Below are 22,756 nucleotides of genomic sequence, written 5' to 3' on the forward strand. Positions count from 1 at the left end.
GCCACCCGCCTGGCGGCCGCCATCCCCCGGCTGGAGGAGGCCTCGCTCAGCGCGTGCGCGCCGCCGCCACGTCGGCCACGGCCAGCGCCGTCATGTTGACCACGCGGCGCATCGTCGCCGAGGGTGTCAGGATGTGCGCCGGGGCGGCAGCGCCCAGCAGGATCGGGCCCACGGTGACGCCGTGGCCGCCGGTGACCTTCAGCACGTTGAACAGGATGTTGGCGGCATCGATGTTGGGCAGCACCAGCACATTGGCCGAGCCATGCAGCGTCGAGTCGGGCAGCACCGCCTGGCGGATGGTCTCGGACAGCGCGGCGTCGCCATGCATTTCGCCGTCGCACTCGATCTGCGGTGCGCGCTGCACGAACAGGTCGCGCGCCGCACGCATGCGCCGGGCACTCTCGCGCTTGGAGCTGCCATACATGGAATGGCTCAGGAAGGCCACCTTGGGCGGCAGGCCGAAGCGCTGCACCTCGTCGGCGGCCATCTGGGCGATCTCGGCCAGGGCCTCGGCCGAGGGCTGCTCGTTGACGAAGGTGTCGGCGATGAACAGCGTGTGCTGGTCCAGCATGATGGCGTTCATCGTCGCCAGCACCTGGGCGCCGGGGCGTGCACCGATCACCGCCTGCACATGCTCGAAATGGGCGTCGAAGCGCCCGACCAGGCCGCACAGCATCGCGTCGGCGTCGCCGCGGCGCAGCAGCATCGCGGCGATCAGCGTGTTGGAGCGGCGCAGCGCGGCCTTGGCGGCCTCGGCCGACACGCCCTCGCGCGCCATCAGCCGGTGGTAGTCCTCCCAGCAGGCGCGGTAGCGCGGGTCGTCCTCGGGGTTGACCACCTCGAAGTCGACGCCGGGCTGCAGGCGCAGGCCGGCGCGCTCGATGCGCATCGCGATCACCGCCGGACGGCCCACCAGGATGGGCTTGGCCAGGCCTTCGTCCAGCACCACCTGCACCGCGCGCAGCACGCGCTCGTCCTCGCCCTCGGCGTAGATCACGCGCGCCGGCGCGGCCTTGGCGGCCATGAACACCGGCCGCATCAGCATGCCGGTCTGCGAGACGAAGCGGCTGAGCGACTGGCGGTAGGCGTCCAGATCAGTGATCGGCCGCGTGGCCACGCCGGACTCCTGCGCGGCCTTGGCCACGGCCGGCGCGATGCGCAGGATCAGCCGGGCATCGAAGGGCGTGGGGATCAGGTACTCGGGGCCGAAGCGCAGCGTCTTGCCGGCGTAGGCGGCGGCCACCTCGTCACTCGCCTCGGCCTTGGCCAGCGCGGCGATCTCGTGCACGCAGGCCAGCTTCATCGCCTCGGTGATGCGGCTGGCGCCGCAGTCCAGCGCGCCGCGGAAGATGTAGGGGAAGCACAGGACGTTGTTGACCTGGTTGGGGTAGTCCGAGCGGCCGGTGGCGATGATGCAATCCGGCCGCGCGGCCTTGGCCAGCTCGGGGCGGATCTCGGGCTCGGGGTTGGCCAACGCCAGGATCAGCGGCTGCGACGCCATGGTCGTGACCATCTCGGGCGTCAGCACGCCGGCGGTGGAGCAGCCCAGGAAGACGTCGGCGCCGGCCACCACCTCGGCCAGCGTGGTGGCGCTGGTCTTCTGGCAGTAGCGCTGCTTGGATTCATCCAGCCTGTCGCCGCGGCCCTCGCGGATCACGCCTTTCGAATCACAGACGAAGATGTTGGCGGGCTGCACGCCCAGCTGCACCATCAGGTCCAGGCAGGCGATGGCCGCTGCACCGGCGCCCGAGACCGCCAGCTTGACCTGGTCGATCTGCTTGCCCACCAGTTCCAGGCCGTTGAGCAGCGCCGCCGCCGAGATGATCGCGGTGCCGTGCTGGTCGTCGTGGAAGACCGGGATGGAGAGGCGCTCGCGCAGCTTCTTCTCGATGTAGAAGCACTCGGGCGCCTTGATGTCCTCGAGGTTGATGCCGCCCAGCGTGGGCTCCATCGCGGCGATGATCTCGACGAGCTTGTCGGGGTCGTGCTCGGCCAGCTCGATGTCGAACACATCGATGCCGGCGAACTTCTTGAACAGGCAGCCCTTGCCTTCCATCACCGGCTTGCCGGCCAGCGGCCCGATGTTGCCCAGGCCCAGCACCGCGGTGCCGTTGGTGACCACGCCCACCAGGTTGGCGCGCGAGGTGTAGTCGGCCGCCAGCGACGGGTCTTCCTCGATCGCCAGGCAGGCATAGGCCACGCCGGGCGAGTAGGCCAGGCTCAGGTCGCGCTGGTTGGACAGCGGCTTGGTGGGGGTGACGGCGATCTTGCCCCGCGTCGGCGCACGGTGGTATTCCAGGGCGGCGTCACGCAGCGCCTGTTCGGCGGGCGAGAGGTCGTGGGGGGGCATCGCAGTCTCCTCGATTGAATGGGTTGAATCTTGCGTATGGTGCGGTTGCATTCCACCAGGCGCAAGAAAATCGCCCCATCTATGCGGAATTCGCATGGAACGATGCCCCTGCGTTCGGCCCCAGCGGGCCTCATCTGGCACAGTGCGGCGGGTGACGAGCCCTGCCGTGTCCCCCACCCAGCACAGCACCCTGGCCAATGGCCTGCGGGTGCTGGCCCTGCCCATGTCCTGGCGCCAGACGCTGTCGCTGTCGGTCTTCATCCGCAGCGGCAGCCTGCACGAGCCGCGCCGCTGGGCCGGCATCAGCCATGTGGTCGAGCACATGGCCTTCAAGGGCACGCCCACACGCAGCTGCCAGGCGATCAACCTGGCCGCCGAGGCGCTGGGGGCCGAGCTCAACGCCCACACCGACAAGGACCACACCGCCTACCACCTGGACGGCCTGGCGGCCGACCTGCCGCTGTTCGTGGAACTGCTGGCCGACATCATCCTGCACCCCAGCGTGCCCGAGGACGAGCTGGAACGCGAGCGCCAGGTGATCCTGCACGAGCTGACCGAGGTCGAGGAAGACCCGGTGACGATGGCCTTCCTGGCCTTCGACCGCGCCTGCTACGGCGCGATGCACCCGGCGGCGCGCCCGGTGATCGGCCAGCGCGCGACGATCGAGCGCCTGACGCGCGCCGACCTGCTGGCCTACCTGCAGACCCAGTATGTGGCCAGCGAGGTGGTGGTGGCCGCGGCCGGGCCGGTGGATCTGGACACGCTGGTGCCGCTGGTCGAGCGGCATTTCGGTGCCATGCCCGCCGGCACGCCGCAGCCGCTGCCGCGCGCACCCTGGCAGGGCGGCTGGCGCCAGTACCGGCTGGGCGGCAGTTCGCAGACGCAGCTGGTCCTGGGCTATCCGGCCCCCACGCCCGACGACGACCGCCACCTGGCCCATGTGCTGGCCGCGGCGCTGCTGGGCGAGGGCATGAGCTCGCCGCTGCTGGATGAAGTGCGCGAGCGCCGCGGCCTGGCCTACCACGTGGCCTGCTCGGCCGACCTGCTGCCCTTTGGCGGCCAGTTCATCGTCGAGGCGGCCACCAGCCCGGCGCAGTCGCTGGAATACCTGGACGCGGTGGCCACGCTGCTGCGCCGCCACGCCGAAACGCGCCCGAAGGCGCCCGAGCTGGCGCGCGCCCGCCAGCAGCTGCGGCTGCGCGCGCTGCGCCAGCAGGAACAGCCGGCGCGCCGCCTGGAGCAGGCGGTGCAGGAGCTCTTCACGCTGGGCCGGCTGCGTGCCGACGGCGAGTGGCTGGAACGCCTGGACGCGGTGACGCCCGCCCAGGTGCAGGCGGTGTTCCGCCAGCAGCAGGCGGGGCGCGCCGCGGTGGGTGTGGCCGGCAGCGTGCCGCAGCGGCTGCGCGAGCAGGCGGCGCCCTGGTTCGGCGTCTGATCAGGCGCTGATCAGACGCACCTGCAGCACCTGCGTGCTGCCCAGCAGCGCCAGCAGGCGGTCGATGTTGGGGTGGGCGCCGGGGCGCTGGCGCGCGTCCTCGGTGTGCTCGCCGTACAGCAGCAGGCCTGCGGCCGCGGCGGCGGCGTCGATGCACCCGCCATGGCGCTGCGACAGCGCGTGGTAGACCGCCACCGAGCCGGCCTGGCCGGGACGGTTCTCGATCACGGCCACGGTGTGGCCCTCGGCGTCGATCAGGTGCAGCGCCGCCAGGTGGGCAACGCTGGGCAGGGTCTTCAAGGTGTCGGCAAAGGCCATGGTGCGCGAACGTCAAGGGACACAGCCGGCACTGTATCCCCCGCACCCGCTGGAGTGCCAAGGCAGCGCGGACGCGGCAAGATCGCACCCAGGAGATGCCCATGCCCGACTACACCCGCGACCCCGGCGCCCTGTTCCACCCCGAACGCCGCCCGATGCCGACGCTGCCGGCCCGGCCCTCGGTCGAGCTGCTGGGCGCCGCGGCGGCGCGCATCGCCTACCTGGGCGATGCCGGCGCGCGCGCGCGTGCCCTGGCGGCGATCGGCGCCCAGGAGGCGCTGTTCTTCGACGACCCCGCCACCGACACCCAGGGCCTGCTGGCCACCCACGCCGACGGCTGGCTGATCGCCGCGCTGCGCGGCACCCAGCCCTGGCGGCGCGACGTGCTGATCGACGCCATGGCCTGGACCCGCCAGTGGGCCGCGGTGCCCGGGGCGCAGGTGCACAGCGGCTTCGCGCTGGCCGCGCACAAGGTGCTGACGCATGCCAAGGTCGGTCCGGCGCTGGCGGCGCTGCGGCCCGAGAGGCGCCTGCTGATCTGCGGCCACAGCCTGGGTGGCGCGCTGGCGGTGCTGCTGGCTTCGGCCTGGGGCGCCGACCGCCTGGTCACGATCGGCTGCCCGCGGGTGGGCGACGCCGTGTTCGCGCGCACGCTGGACGCTCGCCTGGGCGAGCGCCACACCCGCATCGTGCAGGCGATCGACCTGGTGCCGATGGTGCCGCCGGGCCACGAGGGCACGCTGCCGCCCAGCAGCGGCTGGCAGGCGCTGTGGTCGACCACCGCAGCACGCGCCGCGATGGCGATGGCCGACGGCTGGGGCGGCCACGCCGGCTGGGACCCGGCCGAGGTGCTGGCGCGCGCGCCGCAGGGCTACCAGCACGCTGGCCAGCGGCTCTACATCGACCGCCTGGGGCGGCCCTGCCCTGGCGCCACCGACGTCCAGGTGCGCCAGGACCAGTTCGACGCGTTGACCCAGGACGGCCCGCTGCGCAAGCTCAGCTGGCTCTTCACCGGCCAGATCGCCACCCGGCTGCTGAGCGACCACACGCCGGACAACTACCTCAGCGCGCTGCGCGGCTGAAGCGCGCCGCCGCGGCCCCTACACTGGCCGCATGAGCCCTGCCGCGCCGCCGCGCGCGCTGATCCTCGCCGCCGGCCGCGGCGAGCGCATGCGCCCGCTGACCGACACCTGCCCCAAGCCGCTGCTGCCCGTGCGCGGCCAGCCGCTGATCGCCCACCACCTGCAGGCGCTGGCCCAGGCCGGTGTGCGCGAGGTGGTGATCAACACCGCCTGGCTGGAGGACCAATTCCCGGCCACGCTGGGCGATGGCAGCCGCTGGGGTCTGCGCATCCACTACTCGATGGAGGGCCAGGCCTGGGGCGGCGCGCTGGAAACCGCGGGCGGCATCGCCACCGCCCTGCCCTGGCTGGCGCCGCGCGGCGACGAGCCCTTCTGGGTGGTTTCGGGCGACATCTGGTGCCCGGACTTCCGCTTCGACGCCGCACAGGCCGAGGGCTTCGCGGCCAGCGACGACGACGCCTGGCTGTGGGTGGTGCCCAATCCCGGCTTCAACACCCGCGGCGACTTCGCGCTGGCCGGCGAGCGCCTGACCCGCGACGAACCCCGCCCCTGGACCTATGCCAACCTGGCGCTGTGCCGGCCCCGGCTGGTGGACGGCGTGGCGGCCGGCACCCGCGCGGCGCTGGGGCCGCTGCTGTTCGCCAGCGCCGCGCGCGGCCGCCTGGGCGGCCGGGTGCTGAGCGGCGCGTGGGAGAACGTGGGCACGCCCGCGCAGCTGGCGGCGCTGCAGGCGCTCAGCGACCCGGCACCGGGTTGAAGCGGCTGCTGTCGATGTCGGCTTCCTTCATGCCGTGCGGGCAGGGGCGGTCGGTGTAGATCACCTCGCCGCGCTTCACGCACTTGCGCATGCCGCCGGGCACCGGCAGGGCGATCACCTCGGCCGACGCCGCCTCGGAGGCCGGCTGCGCCCGCACCGTGCCGTTGTCGAAGACGATGGCCTTGGGCGGCGGCGCGCTGCGGCCGATCAGCGGGGCCAGCCAGGCCGCATCGCGCCAGCGCCAGGCGCTGAGCAGCAAGAAGGCCACGAGCAGTCCGCCCAGACCCCATTTGAAGATATTCATTCGAGACTCCCTGCGCGCCAGTCTACCCAAGGCGCGCCAGCGTCCGACCGGCCCGGGCCCCCAAGGTGAAGGCCTCCTCGAACACCGAATAGCCCGCCAGATCGGTGTGGACGAAGGCCACGCGGCCCACCGGCTCGCGCAGCGCGCGCCGGGCCGGCTGGCCCGCCACGCCGGGCGCCGGGATGGCCATCGCATGGCCCCAGCGCGTCAGGTCGGCCTGGCGCAGGCGCTGGGCCAGGTCGGGGTGCAGCGGCGCCAGGTGGGCCAGCACCTCGGCGGTCCAGTCGGCGGCCGAGCCGCTCAGCAACCGGCCGCGCTCGGTCTCGGGCAGCGCCAGGTAGGCCGTGATCACCGGAGGCTCGGCGGCGGCGTCCGTGCGCAGCGACTGATGGCGCGCATGCACATAGCCCAGCATCGGTGAGCGCCCGGCCGGCAGGAAGGGCACGTTGTCCCAGGCCAGCGGTGCGCCGGTGCGCGCCAGCGGCCAGGCGTCCAGCTGCAGGTTGGCCACCAGCCAGGGCGCGTGGCGCGTGGCCAGCGCGGTCTCACGCAGCGCGCGCTGGCGCGGCGCGTCCAGGCCCTGCACCAGGTGCTGGGCCACGTGCAGCGGCAGCGCCACCACCACCCGCTCGGCCTGCCAGCGCTCGGGCGCGTCCTGCGCCTCGTTCCAGGCCTGCACCTGCACCGCGTGGCGGCCCACCTCGACCGCCAGCACGGTGCGGCCCAGGTGCAGGCGCGGCGCCAGCGGCGTGGCCAGCGCGCGCACCAGGGCCGCGTTGCCCTCGGGCCAGGTGAAGACCGCGTCGCGCTCGGCCGCCTCCTCGCCCGGCGCCGCAAAGCCGTGGCGGCTGGCGAAGTAGTGCAGCCCGGCCCAGGCCGAGACGCTGGCGATGCCGGCGCCGTAGTCGTCGCGGCAGCAGTAGTCGAGGTGGCCCAGCAGGCGGCTGTCGTCCAGGCCCTGCGCCTGCAGCCACTGGTCGAAGCGCTGTGCGTCGAGCGCCGCATGTCCGGGCTGCCAGGCCAGGCCGGTGGTGGGCATCGCGAACGGCAGTGCGCGCTGCGCCTCGGCCACGGCCTGGGCGAAGCGCCGGTACTGCGCCCGCGTGGCCGGCCGGCCCTCGGCCGAGGGCAGCAGGCCGTCCTGCCAGGCGCCGTCGATGAACAGGCGCTCCTGCGGCGCGTGGCACAGGTGGCGCTCGTCCGGCTGCAGGCCGCGGGGCGTCATGCGCAACAGGCCGATCTGCTGCAGCCACTCGCGCACCTCGGGCGCCGCGGCGCCAGGCACCGGCAGGTAATGCGCGCCCATCGGGCAGCCGCTGCCGGCCAGCGTGTGGCCGCGGCTGTTGCCGCCCACCGCGTCATCCAGTTCCAGCAGCTGGGCGTCGTCGACGCCGCCTTCCACCAGCGCCCGCAGCGCCGCCAGACCCGACACACCACCGCCCAGCACCAGCGCGCCCACGCGGCGCAGCGGCCCGTCGGCGCGGGCGGGCCGCGGCGCGCGCAGCCGGTGGCCACGCTCGGGCGCCACGCCCACCCAGCGGCTGGCGAGCAGCACCTCGGGCGCGGGCAGGCAGCCGGCCAGCGCGGCGGCGGCGCCGGCGGACAGCAGCGCGCGGCGTCTCACTGGTGCACCCGTCCCCACTCGGCCTCGAAGGTGTGGACCAGGCCCTGGGTGGACAGGCGGTTGGGCTCGGCGTCCACCCGCGCCATGTCGGGCGGGAAGTGGAACAGCGCCGGCAGGCCGTCCAGGCTCAGGAAGCGCAGGCCCGGCGGCAGCGCGGTCGGTGCCCGCCAGGGCCGGCGGCTGGCCAGCACGAAGCCCCACTCGCCGAAGCTGGGCACATGGGCGTGGTAAGGCGTGGCGCCCAGGCCCACCGCCTCGATCGTGGCCACCACGGTCCAGAAGCTCTGGCGCGCGATCAGCGGCGAGGTGGTCTGCACCACCGCATAGCCGCCGGCCGCCAGGTGCTGGTCGACCAGGGTGTAGAAGCTGGTGCTGTAGAGCTTGCCGATCGCGAAGTTGGTGGGGTCGGGGAAGTCGATGACGATCGCGTCGAACACCTCGTCGTGGCTCTCCAGCCAGGTGAAGGCGTCGGCATTCACCAGGCGCAGCTTGGGCGAGGACAGCGCATGGGCATTGAGCGCCGCCAGCCGAGGCTCGTCGCGGAACAGCTGGGTCATGCGCGGGTCCAGCTCGACCAGCGTGACCTGCTCCACCGACGGGTGCTTGAGCACCTCGCGCAGCGCCATGCCGTCGCCGCCGCCCAGGATCAGCACCCGCCGCGGCGCCCCCTGCGCGGCCAGCGCGGGGTGCACCAGGGCCTCGTGGTAGCGGTACTCGTCGCGCGAGTGGAACTGCAGGTTGCCGTTGAGGAACAGCCGCGTGCCCGCCGGTCCTTGCGTGACCACCACGCGCTGGTAGGGGCTGGTCTCGCGGTAGATCGTCTGCTCGCCGTAGAAGCGGTCCTCGGCCCAGGTGGTCAGGCGGTTCGCGCCGGCGAAGCCGGCCAGCAGCAGCGCCACCACCACCGCGCAGGCCAGCGCGGTGCGGCGCCAGTGCGGCAGCTCGGCGCGGAACAGCCACAGCGCCCACACCGCCACCGCCGCATTGAGCAGGCCGAAGAACAGGCCCGTGCGGATCAGGCCCAGGTGCGGCACCAGCAGCAGCGGAAAGGCCACCGCCACCACCAGCGCGCCCAGGTAGTCGAAGGTCAGCACCTGCGAGACCAGGTCCCGCAGCACGTAGCGCTCGCTGAACTGGCGCTTGAGCAGGCGCATCACCAGCGGGATCTCCAGCCCCACCAGCACGCCGATCACGCCCACCAGGCCGTACAGCAGCACCCGGAATTCGGCGCTGGCGCTGGCCGGCAGGCTGGAGTGCGCGACGAACAGCGCCGCCGGCATGCCCCCGCCGATCGCCCCCACCAGCAGCTCCACGCGCAGGAACACCGCCACCAGCTCACGCTCGACATAGCGGCTCAGCCAGCTGCCCAGCCCCATCGCGAACAGGTAGGCGCCGATCACGGTGCTGAACTGCAGCACCGAGTCGCCCAGCAGGTAGCTGGCCAGCGCGCCCGCGGCCAGCTCGTACACCAGCCCGCAGGCGGCGACGACGAAGACCGAGGCCAGCAGCAGCAGCTCGGCCGGATGGATGCGCGCCGCGGCGCGATCCGCCCTCACTAGCCGTGGATCGCGGCCGCGACGATCAGGCCGATGGCGATGAACATCGCCGCCACCACCAGCGCCAGCGCGAGGTTCTTCTTCTCGACGATCTCCTCCCACAGCTGGTAGGGGGTGAGCTTGTCGATGACGACGAAGGCCAGCCACAGCACGACCACGCCGATCACGGCATAAACCACCGAGGCCAGCATCACCGCCGGTTTCAGGGCATCAATTTCCATCGGGCTTCTCCTTCATTTGTGGCCGCCCCCGCTGGAGTAGCCGCCGAACGAGCTGCCTCCGCTGGAAAAGCCGCCGCCGCTGCGCTGGCTGCGCAGGCATTGCTGGTACTCGGCGCTGGATTCGCCGAAGGTCTGGCGCTGGGCGTCGCAGGCGCTGTCGCTGCCGTCGCAGCGGGCCAGCAGCAGCATCACGACGATCACCACCACCATCACGATCAGGCCGTGGCTGATGCGGCTGCCCAGGCTCTGCGCGGCCACCGGCCGGCTGGCCCCGGCCGCGGCGGCGCTGGGCGCCGCGCCGACCAGACCGAAGGCGCTGTTGACCTCGGCATTGGGCAGGCGCCGGCCGGCCGACCAGACCAGCTCGGTGTCGGACTGCTCGCTGGCCAGCACGCCCTCGCCGTCGCGTTCGCGGTAGTCGGTGACCTCGAGCGACTCGCCCTGGCGCACCTGCCAGTAGAACTCGCCCAGCACCCAGGTGGTGGTGGCGCGGTAGGGTTCCTCGACACGCCAGTAGGTGTGGCCCTGCCAGGCCACCTCGCCCAGCCGCGTCTCGGGCACGCCGGTGATCGGGCGCACCACGCTCCAGCCGCTGTAGGTGTCGGACAGGAAGGCAAAGCCCTCCTGCCGGTTGTAGAGCAGGTACTCGCGCCAGAACTCGCGGTCGTCCTCGTCGTCCTCGGGCAGGCTGCAGCGCTCCTGGAAGCCCACCACCTGCCAGTCGATCGGCGTGGCACTGTCCACCGCCAGGCGGCCGCTGGCGCCCAGCGGAATGCCGGGCCCGCGGCCGCTGGCGCCGCTGTTGGCCTGCTGGTAGTGCGCCAGGTCGCCACCGATGCCGGCGGACACGTCGATCACCGACTTGCACTGGCCGCAGGTCACCGACTGCGTGGTGCCCAGGTTCAGCACCACGGAGGCGCCGCAGCTCGGGCAGGCCAGCGTGCGGCCCTGCAGGGAGGCCTGCGAGGCGCCCTCCTTCAGGCCGCGCAGCGCCAGGTCGGCCAGGCCGACACGCTGGCCGATCGACCACTGCGGCTGGCCCGAGACCTGGCCATCGAGCGTGCCGACCGCGCCGTTCTCCATCCGCAGGTCGGCCACCGGGAAGCTGCCGTCCAGGCGCGGCGGCCGCGGCAGTTCGCCCTCGGCGGCGATCAGCGAGGCCTGGATGCGTGACGCCACGCGCCAGGCATCGCCGCCGATCAGCACGCGCCGGCCCACCTCCAGATCGGTCCAGGCCGGCGGGGGCTGCAGCGCCGGCTGGTCGAAGGCCATCACATAGGCGCCGTTGTCCTCGCTGAGCCAGGCCGATTTGCCGGACTCGCCCTCGAACAGCGCATGCCACTCGTTCCAGGTGCCGTCGGCGTAGCGGTACTGCAGCCGCCCGACCAGCGTGAAGGGCTCGCCGTGGTAGCGGCCGCTGACGCCCAGTTGCAGCGGGCTGTGGTCGTTGAACAGCTCCGAGACCACGCCGATGCGGCGCAGCGCCTCGCCGTCGCGCACCAGGGTGCTGCGGCAGAAGCTGCAGACGGCGCTGGCCGACGCGGCCGAGGCGAACTCGACCGGCGCGCCGCAGCCAGGGCACAGCGCCTGCCAGCGGCGCTGGGGAGCAGGGGTCGTGGACATCTACGGGGGCGACCCACCCAGGCGCCGGGCAGCGCCACGCCAGGGCGAGCCCCCTTGGGCGGTGGCGATGGCGCGCAGCGACAAGCCTGGGGGCCTCAAGGGTCTACAGTTTCTTCAGCAGTTCGGCCTTCTTGGTGGCGAACTCGTCCTCGGTGAGGATGCCCTTGGCCTTGAGCTCGGCCAGCTTCTCGATCGTGGCCATCACCTCGTCGGCGCCCATGGCCGCCCGGGCCGCCGCAGCCGCCGCAGCGGCGGCCGGCTGCGCCTGCAGGCCCTGGCTCAGCTGCTGCGCCAGCACCTGGCCCAGCGCCACGCCGGCGCCCAGGCCCATCGCGTCGCCAGCGATGCCGCCACCCTGGCCCACGCCCTCGGCCAGCTTCGGGATGGCCTGGGCGGTCTGGTACTGCATGAAGGCGCCCATGTCCTTGCCGACCATGCCCATGCCGATCTTCTGGTCGAGGATCTTCTGCAGCTCCTCGGGCAGCGACACGCTTTGCAGCGTCACCGACTCGAGCTTCAGGCCGATCGCTTCGAACGAGGGCGCGGTGGCGGCCAGCAGCTGCTTCGCGAACTCGATCTGGTTGGCCGCCAGGTCCAGGAAGGCGATGCCGGAGGCGGCCACCGCGTCCGAGATGTGCTGCAGCATCAGGCCGCGCAACTGGCCGTCCAGGTCCTCGACGGTGTAGCGGTCGCGGGTGCCGGAGATCTCGGTGTGGAACTTCTTCGGGTCGGCGACGCGGTAGGCGTAGTTGCCGAAGGCACGCAGGCGCACCGCGCCGAAGTCCTTGTCGCGGATCGTCACCGGCTGCGCCGTGCCCCATCGCTGGTCGACCTGCTGGCGGGTGCTGAAGAAGTAGACGTCGCTCTTGAAGGGGCTCTCGAACAGCTTGTCCCAGTTCTTCAGGTAGGTCAGCACCGGCAGCGTCTGCGTGGTCAGCTTGTGCATGCCGGGGCCGAAGACATCGGCCACCTGACCCTCGTTGACGAAGACCGCCATCTGGCTCTCACGCACCGTCAGCGAGCCGCCGTACTGGATCTCGTTGTCGGCCATCGGATAGCGCCAGGCGAGCACGCCGTCGCCGGACTCGGTCCACTCGAGGATGTCGATGAACTGTTTCTTGATGAAATCCATCAGACCCATGGTGTCTGTGCCCTCCGTGGCAACACCGGCCAACGCGCCGGCCGGGCAAATAATACGCGCCATGAACGCCCCTGCCGACCGACCGTTGCGGCTGGCCATCGTCGGCGCCGGCCCCGCCGGTCTGACCCTGGCCCTGCTGGCCCATCAACTGCTGCCACGCGCGCAGGTGGCGGTGTATGACGCCCGGCCCGCCGAGCGCGATGTCGCGGCCGACCCGCGCACGCTGGCGCTGTCGCTGGGCAGCGTGCAACTGCTGGAGCGCCTGGGGGCCTGGCCCGCCGCGGCCGCGCAGCCGATCACCGAGGTGCGCGTCAGCCAGGCGCCGCCCACGCTGTCGCGCGGTCCACTGCAGGCCGCCGTGCGCATCAGCGCGCAGGAGCAGGCCGTGCCGCAGCTGGGCGCGGTGATCCGCTACGGCGCGCTGGTGGCGCCGCTGCAGCAGGCCTGGCAGGCCGCCTGCGCGGCCGCGCCGCAGCGCGCCGCGCTGCACCTGGGCCGGCCGGTGGCCGCGGTCAAGCCGGTGGCGGGCGGCGTGGAGATCGACGCCGGCATCGCCGAGACCGCCGACCTGGCGGTGATCGCCGAGGGCGGCGTGTTCGCCGACCAGGCCCGCAAGGCGCTGAGCCACGACTACCGCCAGCAGGCCTGGGTCGGTCAGGTCACGCTGGACGCCGGCTTCGCGCCGGGCACCGCCTTCGAGCACTTCACCCGCGAAGGCCCGCTGGCGCTGCTGCCGCTGCCCGCCGCGCCCGGCGATGGCGCCGGCACCCGCCAGGCGGCGCTGGTGTGGTGCGTGGCCACCGACGACGACCCGCTGGCGCCGCTGGACGATGCCCAGCGCCTGGCCGTGCTGCAGCACCGCCTGCCCGACGGCGCCGGCCGCGCGCTGGCGCTGTCACCGCTCAAGCGCTTCGCGCTGGGCCTGAACGCCGAGACCACGCTGGTGCAGGGCCGCTGCGTGCGCATCGGCAACGCGGCACAGACCCTGCACCCGGTGGCCGGCCAGGGCCTGAACCTGGGCCTGCGCGACGCCTACAGCCTGGTCGATGCGCTGCGCCACGCGCCCGACCTGGACCAGGCGCTGCGCCGCACCGAATGGGCCCGCGCCCCCGACCGCTGGGCGACGATCGCCAGCACCGATTTCCTCGCCCGCAGCTTCACCTGGCAGGCCCCGGGCCTGGCCACGCTGCGCGGCCTGGGCCTGGCCGCGGTGCAGGCGCTGCCGCCGCTGAAGGCGGCGCTGGCGCGGCAGATGATGTTCGGGCGGCGCTGATCGGTCACTCATCCCTCTGGAAGGACGCTTGATGCGCATCGCCTTCGCCTCCTGCTTCTGCACCACCGTCTCGACCACCCAGCCGGTGTGGTCGCGGATCGCCGCCGAGCAGCCTGACCACCTGGTGCTGCTGGGCGACTCGGTCTACCTGGACATCGGCGCGCCGCAACCGCCGCAGCAGATGGACACGCTGGCCTTCGCCGACTGGCTGGTCGACCGCTACCGCGCCCAGCTGGCGGTGAAGAGCTTCGCGGCACTGGTGCGCGGCATGCCCGCCGACGGCCGCGTGCACAGCCTCTGGGACGACCACGACTTCCTGTGGAACGACGCCTGCGGCGCGCCACTGGCGCAGCGCCCCGAGCAGGTCGAGAAGATCGCGCTCAGCACCGCGGCGCAGACGCTGTGGCGCGAGGTGCTCTCGGCCCGCCTGGCCGGCCCGGCCTTCCCGCAGGACAGCCAGGATGCGCGGCTGTGGCCCCAGCCGGCGCAGCCGCTGGCCACGCCCAGCCTGGCGCTGGCGCCAGACCTGTGGCTGCACCTGAGCGATGGCCGCACCTGGCGCACCGACGACAGCATCTTCGGCCCGCCCCGGCGCGCGCTGTTCGGCAGCGCCCAGCGCCAGCGCCTGTCCAAGGCCTTTGCCGCTGCGCCGGCCGACGCGGTGCACCTGTTCGCCAGCGGCTCCACCTTCGCCGGCTACAAGCGCTACGAGGAGGACAGCGCCTGGCTGCTGGGCGAGGCTGCGGCGCGCCGCATGCTGATGCTCAGCGGCGACATCCACCGCAACGAGCTGGACGCCTTCCACACCGGCGGCTTCCCGCTGCACGAGGCCACGTCTTCCGGCGCCGCGGTGAAGCTGGCGGTGGTGCTGGGTTCACCGCGTGAGAACTATGGCCTGGTCGATGTCGACGCGCAGCAGCTGCACATCCGCCTGTTCGGCCGCCAGGGTCTGCAGTTCGAGCGGGTGATCGACCGCGCCAGCTGGCTGCCGCTGCGCTGAGGCCTGGCTTGGCAGCCCTGCTGTCCGGGGCGTGCCGAGCGCCTGCGCCTCACTCGAAGGCCAGCGGCCCCAGCCGGCCCACCGCGGCCGCCAGACGCCAGCGGGCGCGCAGCCAGGCGGCGCGGCTGTCGGCCCACTGCAGGCTGGCCTGGGCCAGCGCGTCCTGGGCCTGCAGCACGTCGCCGAAGCCGCCCACGCCCAGGCGGTAGCGCTCGGCCACCGCCTGCAGCGCGGCCTCGGCGCTGTCACGGGCGCGGCGCATCTCGCGCCAGGCGTGGCGCTCGGACTGCAGCAGCCGGCCCTGCTCCCAGACCAGCGCCTCGGTCTGCGCCAGGGCGTCGGCCAGCTCGGCCTGGCGCACCTGCTGCTGGGCCTGGGCGTCGGCCACCCGGCCGCTGGTCACGCCGCGGTCGTACAGCGGCAGCGACCAGCTCAGCGAGCCGGTGGTGACGCTGCGCACCTGCAGGTCGTTGCTGGAGCGGGTGCGGCCGGTCTGCGCACTGGCGCCGATGCTGCCCCAGCGCCCGGCGCGGGCGCCGTCGATGCGGGCCTGGACCTCGGCCAGGCGGGCGCGCGCGGCCAGCACCTGCGGGTGGCGCTCGCGCGCCTCGGCGATCAGCGCGTCCAGGTCGGGCGCGTCGCCTTCGTCGGTGACGGGGCCGGCTTCCAGCTCGATGACCTCGCTGGCGGGCAGGCCCAACGCCACCGCCAGCGTGCCACGCGCCACCAGCCAGGCGCCCAGCGCGCGCGCGTGTTCGGCGCGCGCCTGGGCGGTGGCGGTGTCAGCGCGGTAGCGTTCGGCCAGGCTGGCCGCGCCGGCGCTGCGCCGGGCCTCGACCAGCTGGCTGTTGGCCTCGGCCTGGCGCAGCACGCCGGCCAGCGCATCGACCTTGTCCTGCGCCGCCTGGGCGGTGGTGTAGAGCAGCGCCGCCTGGCCGATCGCGGTCAGCACCTCGGCGCGCTGGGCATCCAAGGCGGCCGCCAGCGCGGCGCCGCTCTCGCGCGCCGCCGCACTGCGCTGGCCGAAGTCGAACAGCACGATGTCGGCGCGCAACTCGGCAAAGGCCGACTGGCCGTAGCCGTTGCGGGCGTCCACGCCGCCGGCGGCGTTGAGCGCCGGCCACCAGGCCTGGCCGGCCACCCGGTCGGCGGCACGCGCCTGCTGAACCAGCCCGGCCCCGCGGCGCACGCCCAGCGCGTGACAGACCACCCCCTCGATCGCCGCCGGCAGGCTCCAGGCGGTGGGGCGCGGTGCCTCGGCGGCGCAGCCGGCGCCCAGCTGCAGGCTGTCCAGCCCCGGCGCCGTGGCCGGGGCCGCGGCGGCTGGCGGCTCGACCGCCTGCGGGTCAAGCCGCAGGCCCTGGGCGGGGGCGGCAGCCGCCCACAGGCCCAGCAGCAGCAGACCGAGCGGGCGCCTCATCCGCGCGCCAGTCCCTGGCGGGCCGCGTAGTCGGCGGCGGGCTCGTCGCGCAGCACGCCGCCCTCGCCGATCTCGATCACCCGGTCGGCCAGCGCCAGCGTCTGCGGCCGGTGGGCCACCAGGATGCGCGTCATCGGCTGGCGGGCGATGGCCGAGCCGACCTCGGCCTCGCGCGCCAGGTCCAGGTGGCTGGTCGCCTCATCCAGGATCAGCACGCGCGGCCGGCGGTACAGCGCACGCGCCAGCACCACGCGCTGGCGCTGGCCGCCCGAGAGCGTGCTGCCCATGTCGCCCACCAGGCTGTGGTAGCCCATGGGCATGCGGGCGATGTCCTCGTGCACCGCCGCCAGGCGGGCGCACTGCTCGATCCAGGCCGGGTCGGGGCGCGGGTCGAAGCAGCTGATGTTGTCGGCGATCGAGCCGGCGAACAGGGTGTCGTCCTGCAGCACCGTGCCCACCTGGGCGCGCCAGCGCGCCAGGCCCAGCGTGGGCAGCGGCTGGCCGTCGATGCGGATCTCGCCGCGCTGCGGCGCATGCACGCCCAGCAGCAGGTTCAGCAGCGTGGTCTTGCCGCAGCCCGATGGCCCGGTGATCGCCACCGACTCGCCCGGCGCGATGCGCAGCGACAGGCCGCGCAGCACCTCGGGCGTGCCCTCGGCGTAGCGGAAGGCCAGGCCGTCGATCTCGATCGCCGGCGGCTGTGCGGACGTCGGCGCCGCCACCGCCGGGCCCTCGGCCTCGGGCGCGGTGAGCACGATGTCGGACAGGCGCTGCGCATCGAGCTGCAGCATGCGCAGGTCGAAGTACTTGTTGATGAGCTCGCCGAAGCGGCTGTCGAACTGGCTGCGGTAGGCCAGGAAGGCCAGCAGCATGCCCACGCTGAGCGTGCCGGCCATCACCTCGCGGGCGCCCAGCCACAGCAGGCCCAGGCCGGCCAGGCCGGTCAGCAGGCGGCGCGCGGTGCGGTAGACGATGTCCAGGCGCTGCACCTTCAGGCCGGCGTTGACCTCGGCCACCATCAGCGTCTGCCAGGCCGCCATGCGCTCGGGCGTGCGGTCAAACAGGCGCAGCGTGCGGATGCCGCGCACGGTCTCCAGCAGGTGGCTGGACTCCAGCGCACCGCGCACCAGGCGCTCGGCGCTGGCCTCGCGCAGCGGCCGGTAGCGCAGCGCGCGCAGCAGCGCATAGGCCAGCACGGCCAGGGCCGCGAACAGCGTCAGCCAGGGGCTGTAGAGCAGCATCAGGCCCAGCGTGAACAGCACCATCAGGCCGTCCAGCGCGGTCTCGACGAAGGTGGTGGTCAGCACCTGCTGGATGTTGGACACCGAGCCGAAGCGCGACATCACGTCGCCCAGGTGGCGCCGCGCGAACCAGTCCAGCGGCAGCTTCAGCAGGTGCTGCAGCACATTGCTGCGCCACTGCACGCGCAGCTGCGTGCCCACGCGCAGCACCAGCCAGGCGCGGGCCACGGTGAAGACCTGCTGCACCAGCAGCAGCAGCACGAAACCGATGGCCAGCGTGCCCAGCAGGCTGGTGTCGCGCGAGACCACCACGTGGTCGACCACCCACTGCATGAACAGCGGGCTGGCCAGCGCCAGCGCCTCCAGCAGCAGCGACACGCTGAAGACGCGCCACAGCGTGGCCGTCAGCCCCTCGACGCGGCCGATCAGGCGGCGCACCGAGACCGGCTGCGCCTCCTCGCGCGGCACGAAGCTGCTGTCGGGCCAGGCTTCCAGCGCGACGCCGGTGAAGCGGCGCGACAGCTCGTCCATGCCGATCCGCCGCTCGCCGCTGGCCGGGTCGACGATGCGGCAGCGCGTGCCCTCGACCGCCACCAGCACCACGAAATGCGCCAGGTCCCAGTGCAGCACGCAGGGCAGGCGCAGCTGCGACAACTCGTCGGTCTCCAGCCGCACCGCACGGGTGGCCAGGTGCTCGGCCTGGGCGACGCGCGACAGATCAGCCAGCGTCATGCCCTGCGGTGACGCGCCGTGGCGGCTGCGCAGCGTGGCCAGGTCGGTCAGCGTGCCATGGTGGCCCAGCAGCATGGCCACGCAGGCCAGACCGCACTCGGCGGCCTCGGTCTGCAGCACCGGCACCAGGCGCTGCGTCCAGCCCATCTGCAGGCGGTCGAGCCAGGACGGCGGGGTGGTGGGGGCGGCGTTCATTCGGTGCGCATGCGTTCCTTGACGCCCAGCAGCGGCTCGAGCATCCATTCGTACAGGCGGCGCGACTCGTGCAGCAGATCGGCCTCGACGCGCATGCCGGCCTGCAGCGGCAGCGCCGCGCCTTCCACGGTCTGGGCCGGCAGCTTCACGGTGACCGCGAACAGCGGCTCGGCAGCCCACTCGGGACGCCAGGCGGCCTCGCCCAGCTCGGCCGGTGTGGCGGCGGCGCCGGACACCGACAGCACCTCGCCGCGGTGCTGGCCGTACTTCTGGTACGGGAAGGCGTCGTAGCGCAGCAGCACCGGCATGCCGGGCCGCACGAAACCGGCGGCACTGCTGGGCACATACAAGCGCGCCACCAGCGCGCTGTCGCCGGGCACCAGCTGGGCGAGCTGGCGGCCGGCCTCGACGCTCTGGCCCACCTCGGCGCGCAGCTGCGAGATGCGGCCCGCCGCCGGGGCGCTGACCTGCACGCGCCGGCGCGCCTCGATCTCGGTGTATTCGCGGCCGGCCTGCTGGGCCTCGCGGTCGAGCTCGCCGCGCTGGATCGCGCTGCGGGTCTTCTGCGTGTCGGCCTCGCGCCGGGCCTCGAGCAGCTGGCGCTCCAGCGCCAGCAGGTCGCGCTGCAGCGCCTGGACCTGGCCCTGCAGCTCGGACTGCTGGGTCTCGCGGGCCAGCAGTTCGTCGCGCGAGACAAAGCCCTGGCGGAACAGCGACTGGTAGCGCTGGGTGGCCTCATCGGCGCCCTGGGCACGCTGGCGCAGCAGCATCAGCTGGCGCTGGGCCTGGGCCTGTTCGGCCTTGAGCGTGTCGATGCGGCGCGCCAGCTGGCCGGATTCCAGGCGCTCGGCCAGCTCCACCCGGCGCAGGTCGGCTTCCAGCGAGGCCTTGCGGGTGGCGATGCGCTCGGCCACCTGGCGCTGCCAGGCCTCGTCGCCCGGCCCGCCGCGGTCATCGGACAGCACGAACAGCAGCTGGCCGGCCTGCACCACCTGCCCCTCGCGCACCTGCGACTCGATGACGGTGCCCGCCTGCGGCGCGGCCAGGCGGATCAGGCCGGCGGCGGGCAGCAGCACCCCGTTGACGGTGGAGCGCCGCGCGTACTGGCCGAAGACCAGCAGCGCCGCCAGGCTCAGCAGCAGGGCCCAGGCCAGCAGCGCCAGCCAGCGCGACGAAGCGCCGGGCCACAGCACCACGTCGCCGACCTGACGCGGCGCGCGGGCGGCCACGGCCTCGGCACGGAACAGGGAGGAATCAGGCGGGGTCGAGGACATGGTTCGAGGTCTGGCACGGCGCCCGATTGTGGGGGCAAGCGCCGGGGCAGCCCATGAAAAAGGGCCCCAGAGGGCCCTTGGACAGCGGACGGCACCCGGCCGGTCCGCCGCGGATCAGGTCGCGGGACCTCAGGGCACCGGCGGGGGAGCCGGCGGAGGAGGCGGCGGCGACGGCGGCGTGCAGTGGTTGCTGCTGCTGCTGCCATGACCGCTGCAGCCGTGATGGCTGCTGCCACCGTGGCTGCAACCGCCGTGACCGCGGTTCCAGCCACCCCAACCGCCCCAGCAGCCCCAGCCGCCGGAGACCTTTTCCATCTCTTCAAGAGTCAGGACGCGCATCAGAGCTTCCTTTCGTGGGAGGGTTATCGAGGTGCGGATCATCACGAGGGTGTTACTCGTTGACAATCCCCAATTGTGTTACTGCTCTGTCATTGTGACATTCTGCACACATGAGCGTTACCGCTGTTTGCCCTGAACCGATGGATGCGCGCCACAGCACCTTGTGCCTGCTGGCGCCTGGCCAGCTCTCGCGGCTGCTGCGCTGGATGGAACAGCTCCCGGCCAGCCCGGACCTGCGCCCGATGGACCTGGCCGACGCCTGGCGCGCCGCCGGCCCGCGCTGGGAGCGGCTGTCGCGGGAGGAGGCCGGCCGCGCCGATGAGCCGGTGGTGCGCCCCCTGCCGCCCGAGGTGCAGGCGCATGTGGAGGCGGTGATCGCCACGCCAGCGGTGCAGCGCACCTTCGACGCGGTGCCGGTGGCCTTCGGCATGGTGCCGCTGGCGCAGCTGATGGCCTCGCAGTACTCGCTCACCGGCGCCACGGTGGACGCGCTGAGCGCCGGCGCGCCACCCGGCCCCGCGGCGCTGGCGGCGCTGTGCCTGCCGCTGCAGGGCGGTGACGCCGACGCCGGCCTGCGCCTGGTGCACCGCGGTCCGCGCGAGATGGTCTTCGTCAGCGACACCCACGACACCCGGATGCTGGACACCCGCTGCTTCATGGGCGCCGAGCGGCCCGAGCTGCCGGTGCGCGGCCACCCCGAGGCGATGGTGGGCCTGTTCCTGGGCCAGAGCACCAACCTGGTGAACGTGCTGCTGCACCGGCGGCGCCTGCTGGTCAACAACGGCCACCACCGGCTGCATGCGCTGCTGGCGGCGGGCGTGAGCCATGTGCCGGCGCTGATCCAGGTCTGTGGCAGCCGCGAGGAGTTCGACGAGGTCGCGCCGCGCGCCGCGCGCGATGCCTACCACCCCTACTTCGAGTCGCCCCGCCCGCCGCTGCTGGCGGACTTCTCCGACCCCGCGCTGACGCTGGCGGTGCGCACGCCGCCGATGCGCCGCGAGCTGAAGGTCACCTTCGAGTGGGAAAGCAAGATGGTGGCGATCTGAGCGCCGGGCTCAGCCGCCTTCCGCCTTGAGGAACAGCGCCCGGTCGGGCGCGAAGTTGGCGTGCAGCGGCAGCAGCGCGCCGCCCAGCGCGCGCGCGTCGGAGCCGATCGTGCCCGGCAGCAGCTGCGGCCGGGTCACGCCCTGCCAGTCGTAGCGGTCCAGCGCCTGTTCGGTGGCCTGGCGCAGCGCGTCGCGCAGCGCGGCGGGGATCGAGCCGTCGATGATGACGTTCTCGATGTCCAGCAGGCAGGCCGCACTGTTGATCGCCAGCGCAATGGCCGCACCGGTGGACGCCAGCCAGGCGCTGGTGATCGGCCACCAGGGGGCCTGCAGCGCGCGCTCGTCGCCGGCCGCTTCCAGCGCCAGTCCGGCCTGGGCGAAGCGCTGTTCCAGCTGCAGCAGCGAGGCCTCGCTGAGCAGTTGGGCGGGCGAGGCCTGGCCGGCCGCTGGCAGGCCCAGCGGCATCGAGCCGATCGCCCCGGCGTTGCCGTGCAGGCCGCTGCGCAGGTGGCTGTCCAGCACCAGCCCGCCGCCCACGAAGGTGGCCAGGAACACATACAGGAAGCTGCTGATGCTGCGGCCGCGGCCAGCCACCAGCTCGGCCACGCAGGCGGCCGCGGTGTCCTTCATCAGCGTCACCGGCCAGTCGCTCAGGCGCTGCACCTCGGCAGCGAAGTCGATCGCCTGCCAGGCCTCGCCCACCTCGGGCGGCATGTCCAGCAGCGTGCGCCAGCCGCCCAGCGAAAACGGGATGGCGATGCCCAGGCCCTGCACGCGCGGCAGCCAGGCCTCGGGCAGCGTGCTGCGCAGTTCGGCCAGGCATTCGTCGATGAAGGCCAGCAGCGCGCCGGCCTCGGGGTAGCGGTAGGAGCGCGACCAGCGCTGGCGCACGGTGCCGACGAAGTCGACCAACAGCACGTCGATGCTGCGCCGGCCGATCTTCACGCCCACCGCAAAGGCGCCATCGGGGTCCAGCGCCAGCGGCACCGACGGCTGGCCCACCTTGCCGCGCTGCGGCGTGCCCTTGAGCAGCAGGCCATCGTCCAGCAGACGCTTGGTGATCAGCGACACCGTCTGCGCGGTCAGGTGGGTGACGCGGGCGATCTCGGCGCCGGGCAGCGCGCCATGCAGGCGAATGGCCTGCAGCACCACGCGCTCGTTGTACTGGCGCAGGCCGCCCTGGCTGGAGCCGCGGGGCCGCAGGCGGCGGACCTCGGCGCCTTCCTTGGCAGCGGTGCGGGCATCAGGGGACAAGTTCTTCTCCGAGCACGCCCTTCTTGAACAGGAAGTTGCCCCAGGGCTGCAGGTCCCCGGTCAGCACGATCGCATGGGCGTGGCGGACCCGATCGTAGAACGCAAAGCGTTCGGTCGGCTGACACTGTGCCGGCTGCGCGTGGCCCTGGTCGGCCAGCATGCCGATCACCCGGCGCTGCTGGGCGCTGCGGTAGGGCGGCTCGGTGCCGCCCACCTGCATGTAGGCCACCGGCTGGTCCACCATCGCGTCCAGCGGCAGCAGGCTCAGCACGGCGCGGGCGGCGCGCTCCACATCAGCGCCCGGCAGCCGGATCACCGGCTTGCCCTGGGCCAGCGTGAGCGCGGTGAAGTTGGCGTCGGCAATGACGATCTCGTCGCCATGGCCCATCTCGGCCAGCGTCTTCAGCAGCTCGGGGGTGAGCAGCGGGTCGATTCCCTTGAGCATGGCGTCAGGCCTCCCGCCGGGTCGCCCCATGGGAGGCCTGCGCCCCCTTGGGGGGGTGAGTCCGGACATGCGGCGTCCGGCGGACGGCGCTCGCCAGACGAACGGCGCTGGCTTCGGCCAGCGCGC

19 protein-coding genes are annotated in these 22,756 nt (G+C 73.3%); 6 read left to right on the forward strand and 13 right to left on the reverse strand.

What is annotated here, in order from left to right:
• Positions 1 to 46 precede the first annotated feature (46 nt).
• A complete protein-coding gene (locus tag KAK07_RS22280; protein WP_210863287.1) occupies positions 47 to 2,350 on the reverse strand; it encodes an NADP-dependent malic enzyme in 2,304 nt (767 codons plus the stop codon).
• 166 nt (positions 2,351 to 2,516) lie between these two features.
• Here KAK07_RS22280 and KAK07_RS22285 point away from each other — a divergent pair, with 166 nt between their 5' ends.
• On the forward strand, positions 2,517 to 3,785 hold the full coding sequence (locus tag KAK07_RS22285) for a M16 family metallopeptidase (protein WP_310740762.1): 1,269 nt from the start codon (positions 2,517 to 2,519) through the stop codon (positions 3,783 to 3,785).
• On the opposite strand, the gene KAK07_RS22290 is transcribed toward KAK07_RS22285, so the two are convergent.
• Positions 3,786 to 4,103 carry a DUF2322 family protein gene (locus KAK07_RS22290; protein WP_210863291.1) on the reverse strand — a complete coding sequence of 106 codons (318 nt, stop codon included), beginning with the start codon at positions 4,101 to 4,103 and terminating at the stop codon, positions 3,786 to 3,788.
• Between the two features lie 101 nt (positions 4,104 to 4,204).
• Here KAK07_RS22290 and KAK07_RS22295 point away from each other — a divergent pair, with 101 nt between their 5' ends.
• Positions 4,205 to 5,185, forward strand: coding sequence for a lipase family protein (locus tag KAK07_RS22295; protein ID WP_210863292.1), 981 nt, complete (start codon positions 4,205 to 4,207; stop codon positions 5,183 to 5,185).
• 31 nt (positions 5,186 to 5,216) lie between these two features.
• Positions 5,217 to 5,942 (forward strand): N-acetylmuramate alpha-1-phosphate uridylyltransferase MurU, encoded by a 726-nt coding sequence (gene murU, locus KAK07_RS22300; RefSeq protein WP_210852365.1) that lies wholly within the window; start codon positions 5,217 to 5,219, stop codon positions 5,940 to 5,942.
• Here murU and KAK07_RS22305 read toward each other — a convergent pair.
• The 6 genes from KAK07_RS22305 to KAK07_RS22330 all read right to left on the reverse strand — a co-directional run bounded on the left by KAK07_RS22305 (position 5,920) and on the right by KAK07_RS22330 (position 12,411).
• Entirely contained in the window at positions 5,920 to 6,246 is a 327-nt protein-coding gene (locus KAK07_RS22305) for a hypothetical protein (protein WP_210852367.1), read from the reverse strand. The genes murU and KAK07_RS22305 overlap by 23 nt on opposite strands.
• 22 nt (positions 6,247 to 6,268) lie before the next feature.
• Positions 6,269 to 7,870, reverse strand: coding sequence for a flavin monoamine oxidase family protein (locus KAK07_RS22310; protein ID WP_210863294.1), 1,602 nt, complete (start codon positions 7,868 to 7,870; stop codon positions 6,269 to 6,271).
• Positions 7,867 to 9,426, reverse strand: a complete 1,560-nt coding sequence (locus KAK07_RS22315; protein WP_210863296.1) for a polyamine aminopropyltransferase — start codon at positions 9,424 to 9,426, stop codon at positions 7,867 to 7,869. Before KAK07_RS22315 ends, KAK07_RS22310 begins: the two co-directional genes overlap by 4 nt.
• The gene (locus KAK07_RS22320; protein ID WP_210852380.1) at positions 9,426 to 9,647 is read right to left on the reverse strand and encodes a DUF350 domain-containing protein; all 222 of its coding nucleotides are present in this window, start codon (positions 9,645 to 9,647) and stop codon (positions 9,426 to 9,428) included. Before KAK07_RS22320 ends, KAK07_RS22315 begins: the two co-directional genes overlap by 1 nt.
• A gap of 12 nt (positions 9,648 to 9,659) precedes the next feature.
• On the reverse strand, positions 9,660 to 11,270 hold the full coding sequence (locus KAK07_RS22325) for a DUF4178 domain-containing protein (RefSeq protein WP_210863299.1): 1,611 nt from the start codon (positions 11,268 to 11,270) through the stop codon (positions 9,660 to 9,662).
• A 103-nt stretch (positions 11,271 to 11,373) separates the two neighbouring features.
• Positions 11,374 to 12,411 (reverse strand): SPFH domain-containing protein, encoded by a 1,038-nt coding sequence (locus KAK07_RS22330; RefSeq protein WP_210863301.1) that lies wholly within the window; start codon positions 12,409 to 12,411, stop codon positions 11,374 to 11,376.
• Positions 12,412 to 12,472: 61 nt separating this feature from the next.
• On the opposite strand from KAK07_RS22330, the gene KAK07_RS22335 reads away from it, so the two are divergent.
• Positions 12,473 to 13,684 (forward strand): FAD-dependent monooxygenase, encoded by a 1,212-nt coding sequence (locus KAK07_RS22335; RefSeq protein ID WP_210863303.1) that lies wholly within the window; start codon positions 12,473 to 12,475, stop codon positions 13,682 to 13,684.
• 31 nt (positions 13,685 to 13,715) lie between these two features.
• The gene (locus KAK07_RS22340) at positions 13,716 to 14,684 is read left to right on the forward strand and encodes an alkaline phosphatase D family protein (protein ID WP_210863305.1); all 969 of its coding nucleotides are present in this window, start codon (positions 13,716 to 13,718) and stop codon (positions 14,682 to 14,684) included.
• Between the two features lie 49 nt (positions 14,685 to 14,733).
• Here KAK07_RS22340 and KAK07_RS22345 read toward each other — a convergent pair whose 3' ends face one another.
• From KAK07_RS22345 to KAK07_RS25870, 3 genes are read right to left on the reverse strand one after another with little or no spacing between them, the layout of a single operon-like run.
• Positions 14,734 to 16,104, reverse strand: coding sequence for a TolC family protein (locus KAK07_RS22345; protein ID WP_210852390.1), 1,371 nt, complete (start codon positions 16,102 to 16,104; stop codon positions 14,734 to 14,736).
• Positions 16,101 to 18,272 (reverse strand): peptidase domain-containing ABC transporter, encoded by a 2,172-nt coding sequence (locus KAK07_RS22350; protein WP_210852391.1) that lies wholly within the window; start codon positions 18,270 to 18,272, stop codon positions 16,101 to 16,103. Before KAK07_RS22350 ends, KAK07_RS22345 begins: the two co-directional genes overlap by 4 nt.
• Positions 18,269 to 19,546, reverse strand: a complete 1,278-nt coding sequence (locus KAK07_RS25870) for an HlyD family secretion protein (protein WP_210852393.1) — start codon at positions 19,544 to 19,546, stop codon at positions 18,269 to 18,271. The genes KAK07_RS22350 and KAK07_RS25870 overlap by 4 nt, the downstream gene beginning before the upstream one ends.
• A 479-nt stretch (positions 19,547 to 20,025) precedes the next feature.
• On the opposite strand from KAK07_RS25870, the gene KAK07_RS22360 reads away from it, so the two are divergent.
• Positions 20,026 to 20,931: a hypothetical protein gene (locus KAK07_RS22360; RefSeq protein WP_210863307.1), complete on the forward strand. Its 906-nt coding sequence runs from the start codon at positions 20,026 to 20,028 to the stop codon at positions 20,929 to 20,931.
• A 9-nt stretch (positions 20,932 to 20,940) separates the two neighbouring features.
• Here the strand turns inward: KAK07_RS22360 and KAK07_RS22365 are convergent, their stop codons facing one another.
• Both KAK07_RS22365 and KAK07_RS22370 read right to left on the reverse strand, forming a co-directional pair.
• Entirely contained in the window at positions 20,941 to 22,185 is a 1,245-nt protein-coding gene (locus KAK07_RS22365) for an ROK family protein (RefSeq protein ID WP_247664549.1), read from the reverse strand.
• Entirely contained in the window at positions 22,175 to 22,630 is a 456-nt protein-coding gene (locus KAK07_RS22370) for an RbsD/FucU family protein (RefSeq protein ID WP_210863309.1), read from the reverse strand. The genes KAK07_RS22365 and KAK07_RS22370 overlap by 11 nt, the downstream gene beginning before the upstream one ends.
• Positions 22,631 to 22,756 lie beyond the last annotated feature (126 nt).

The sequence above is a fragment of the Ideonella alba genome (genome assembly GCF_018069875.1).
Taxonomy (GTDB): Bacteria; Pseudomonadota; Gammaproteobacteria; order Burkholderiales; family Burkholderiaceae_C; genus Ideonella; species Ideonella alba.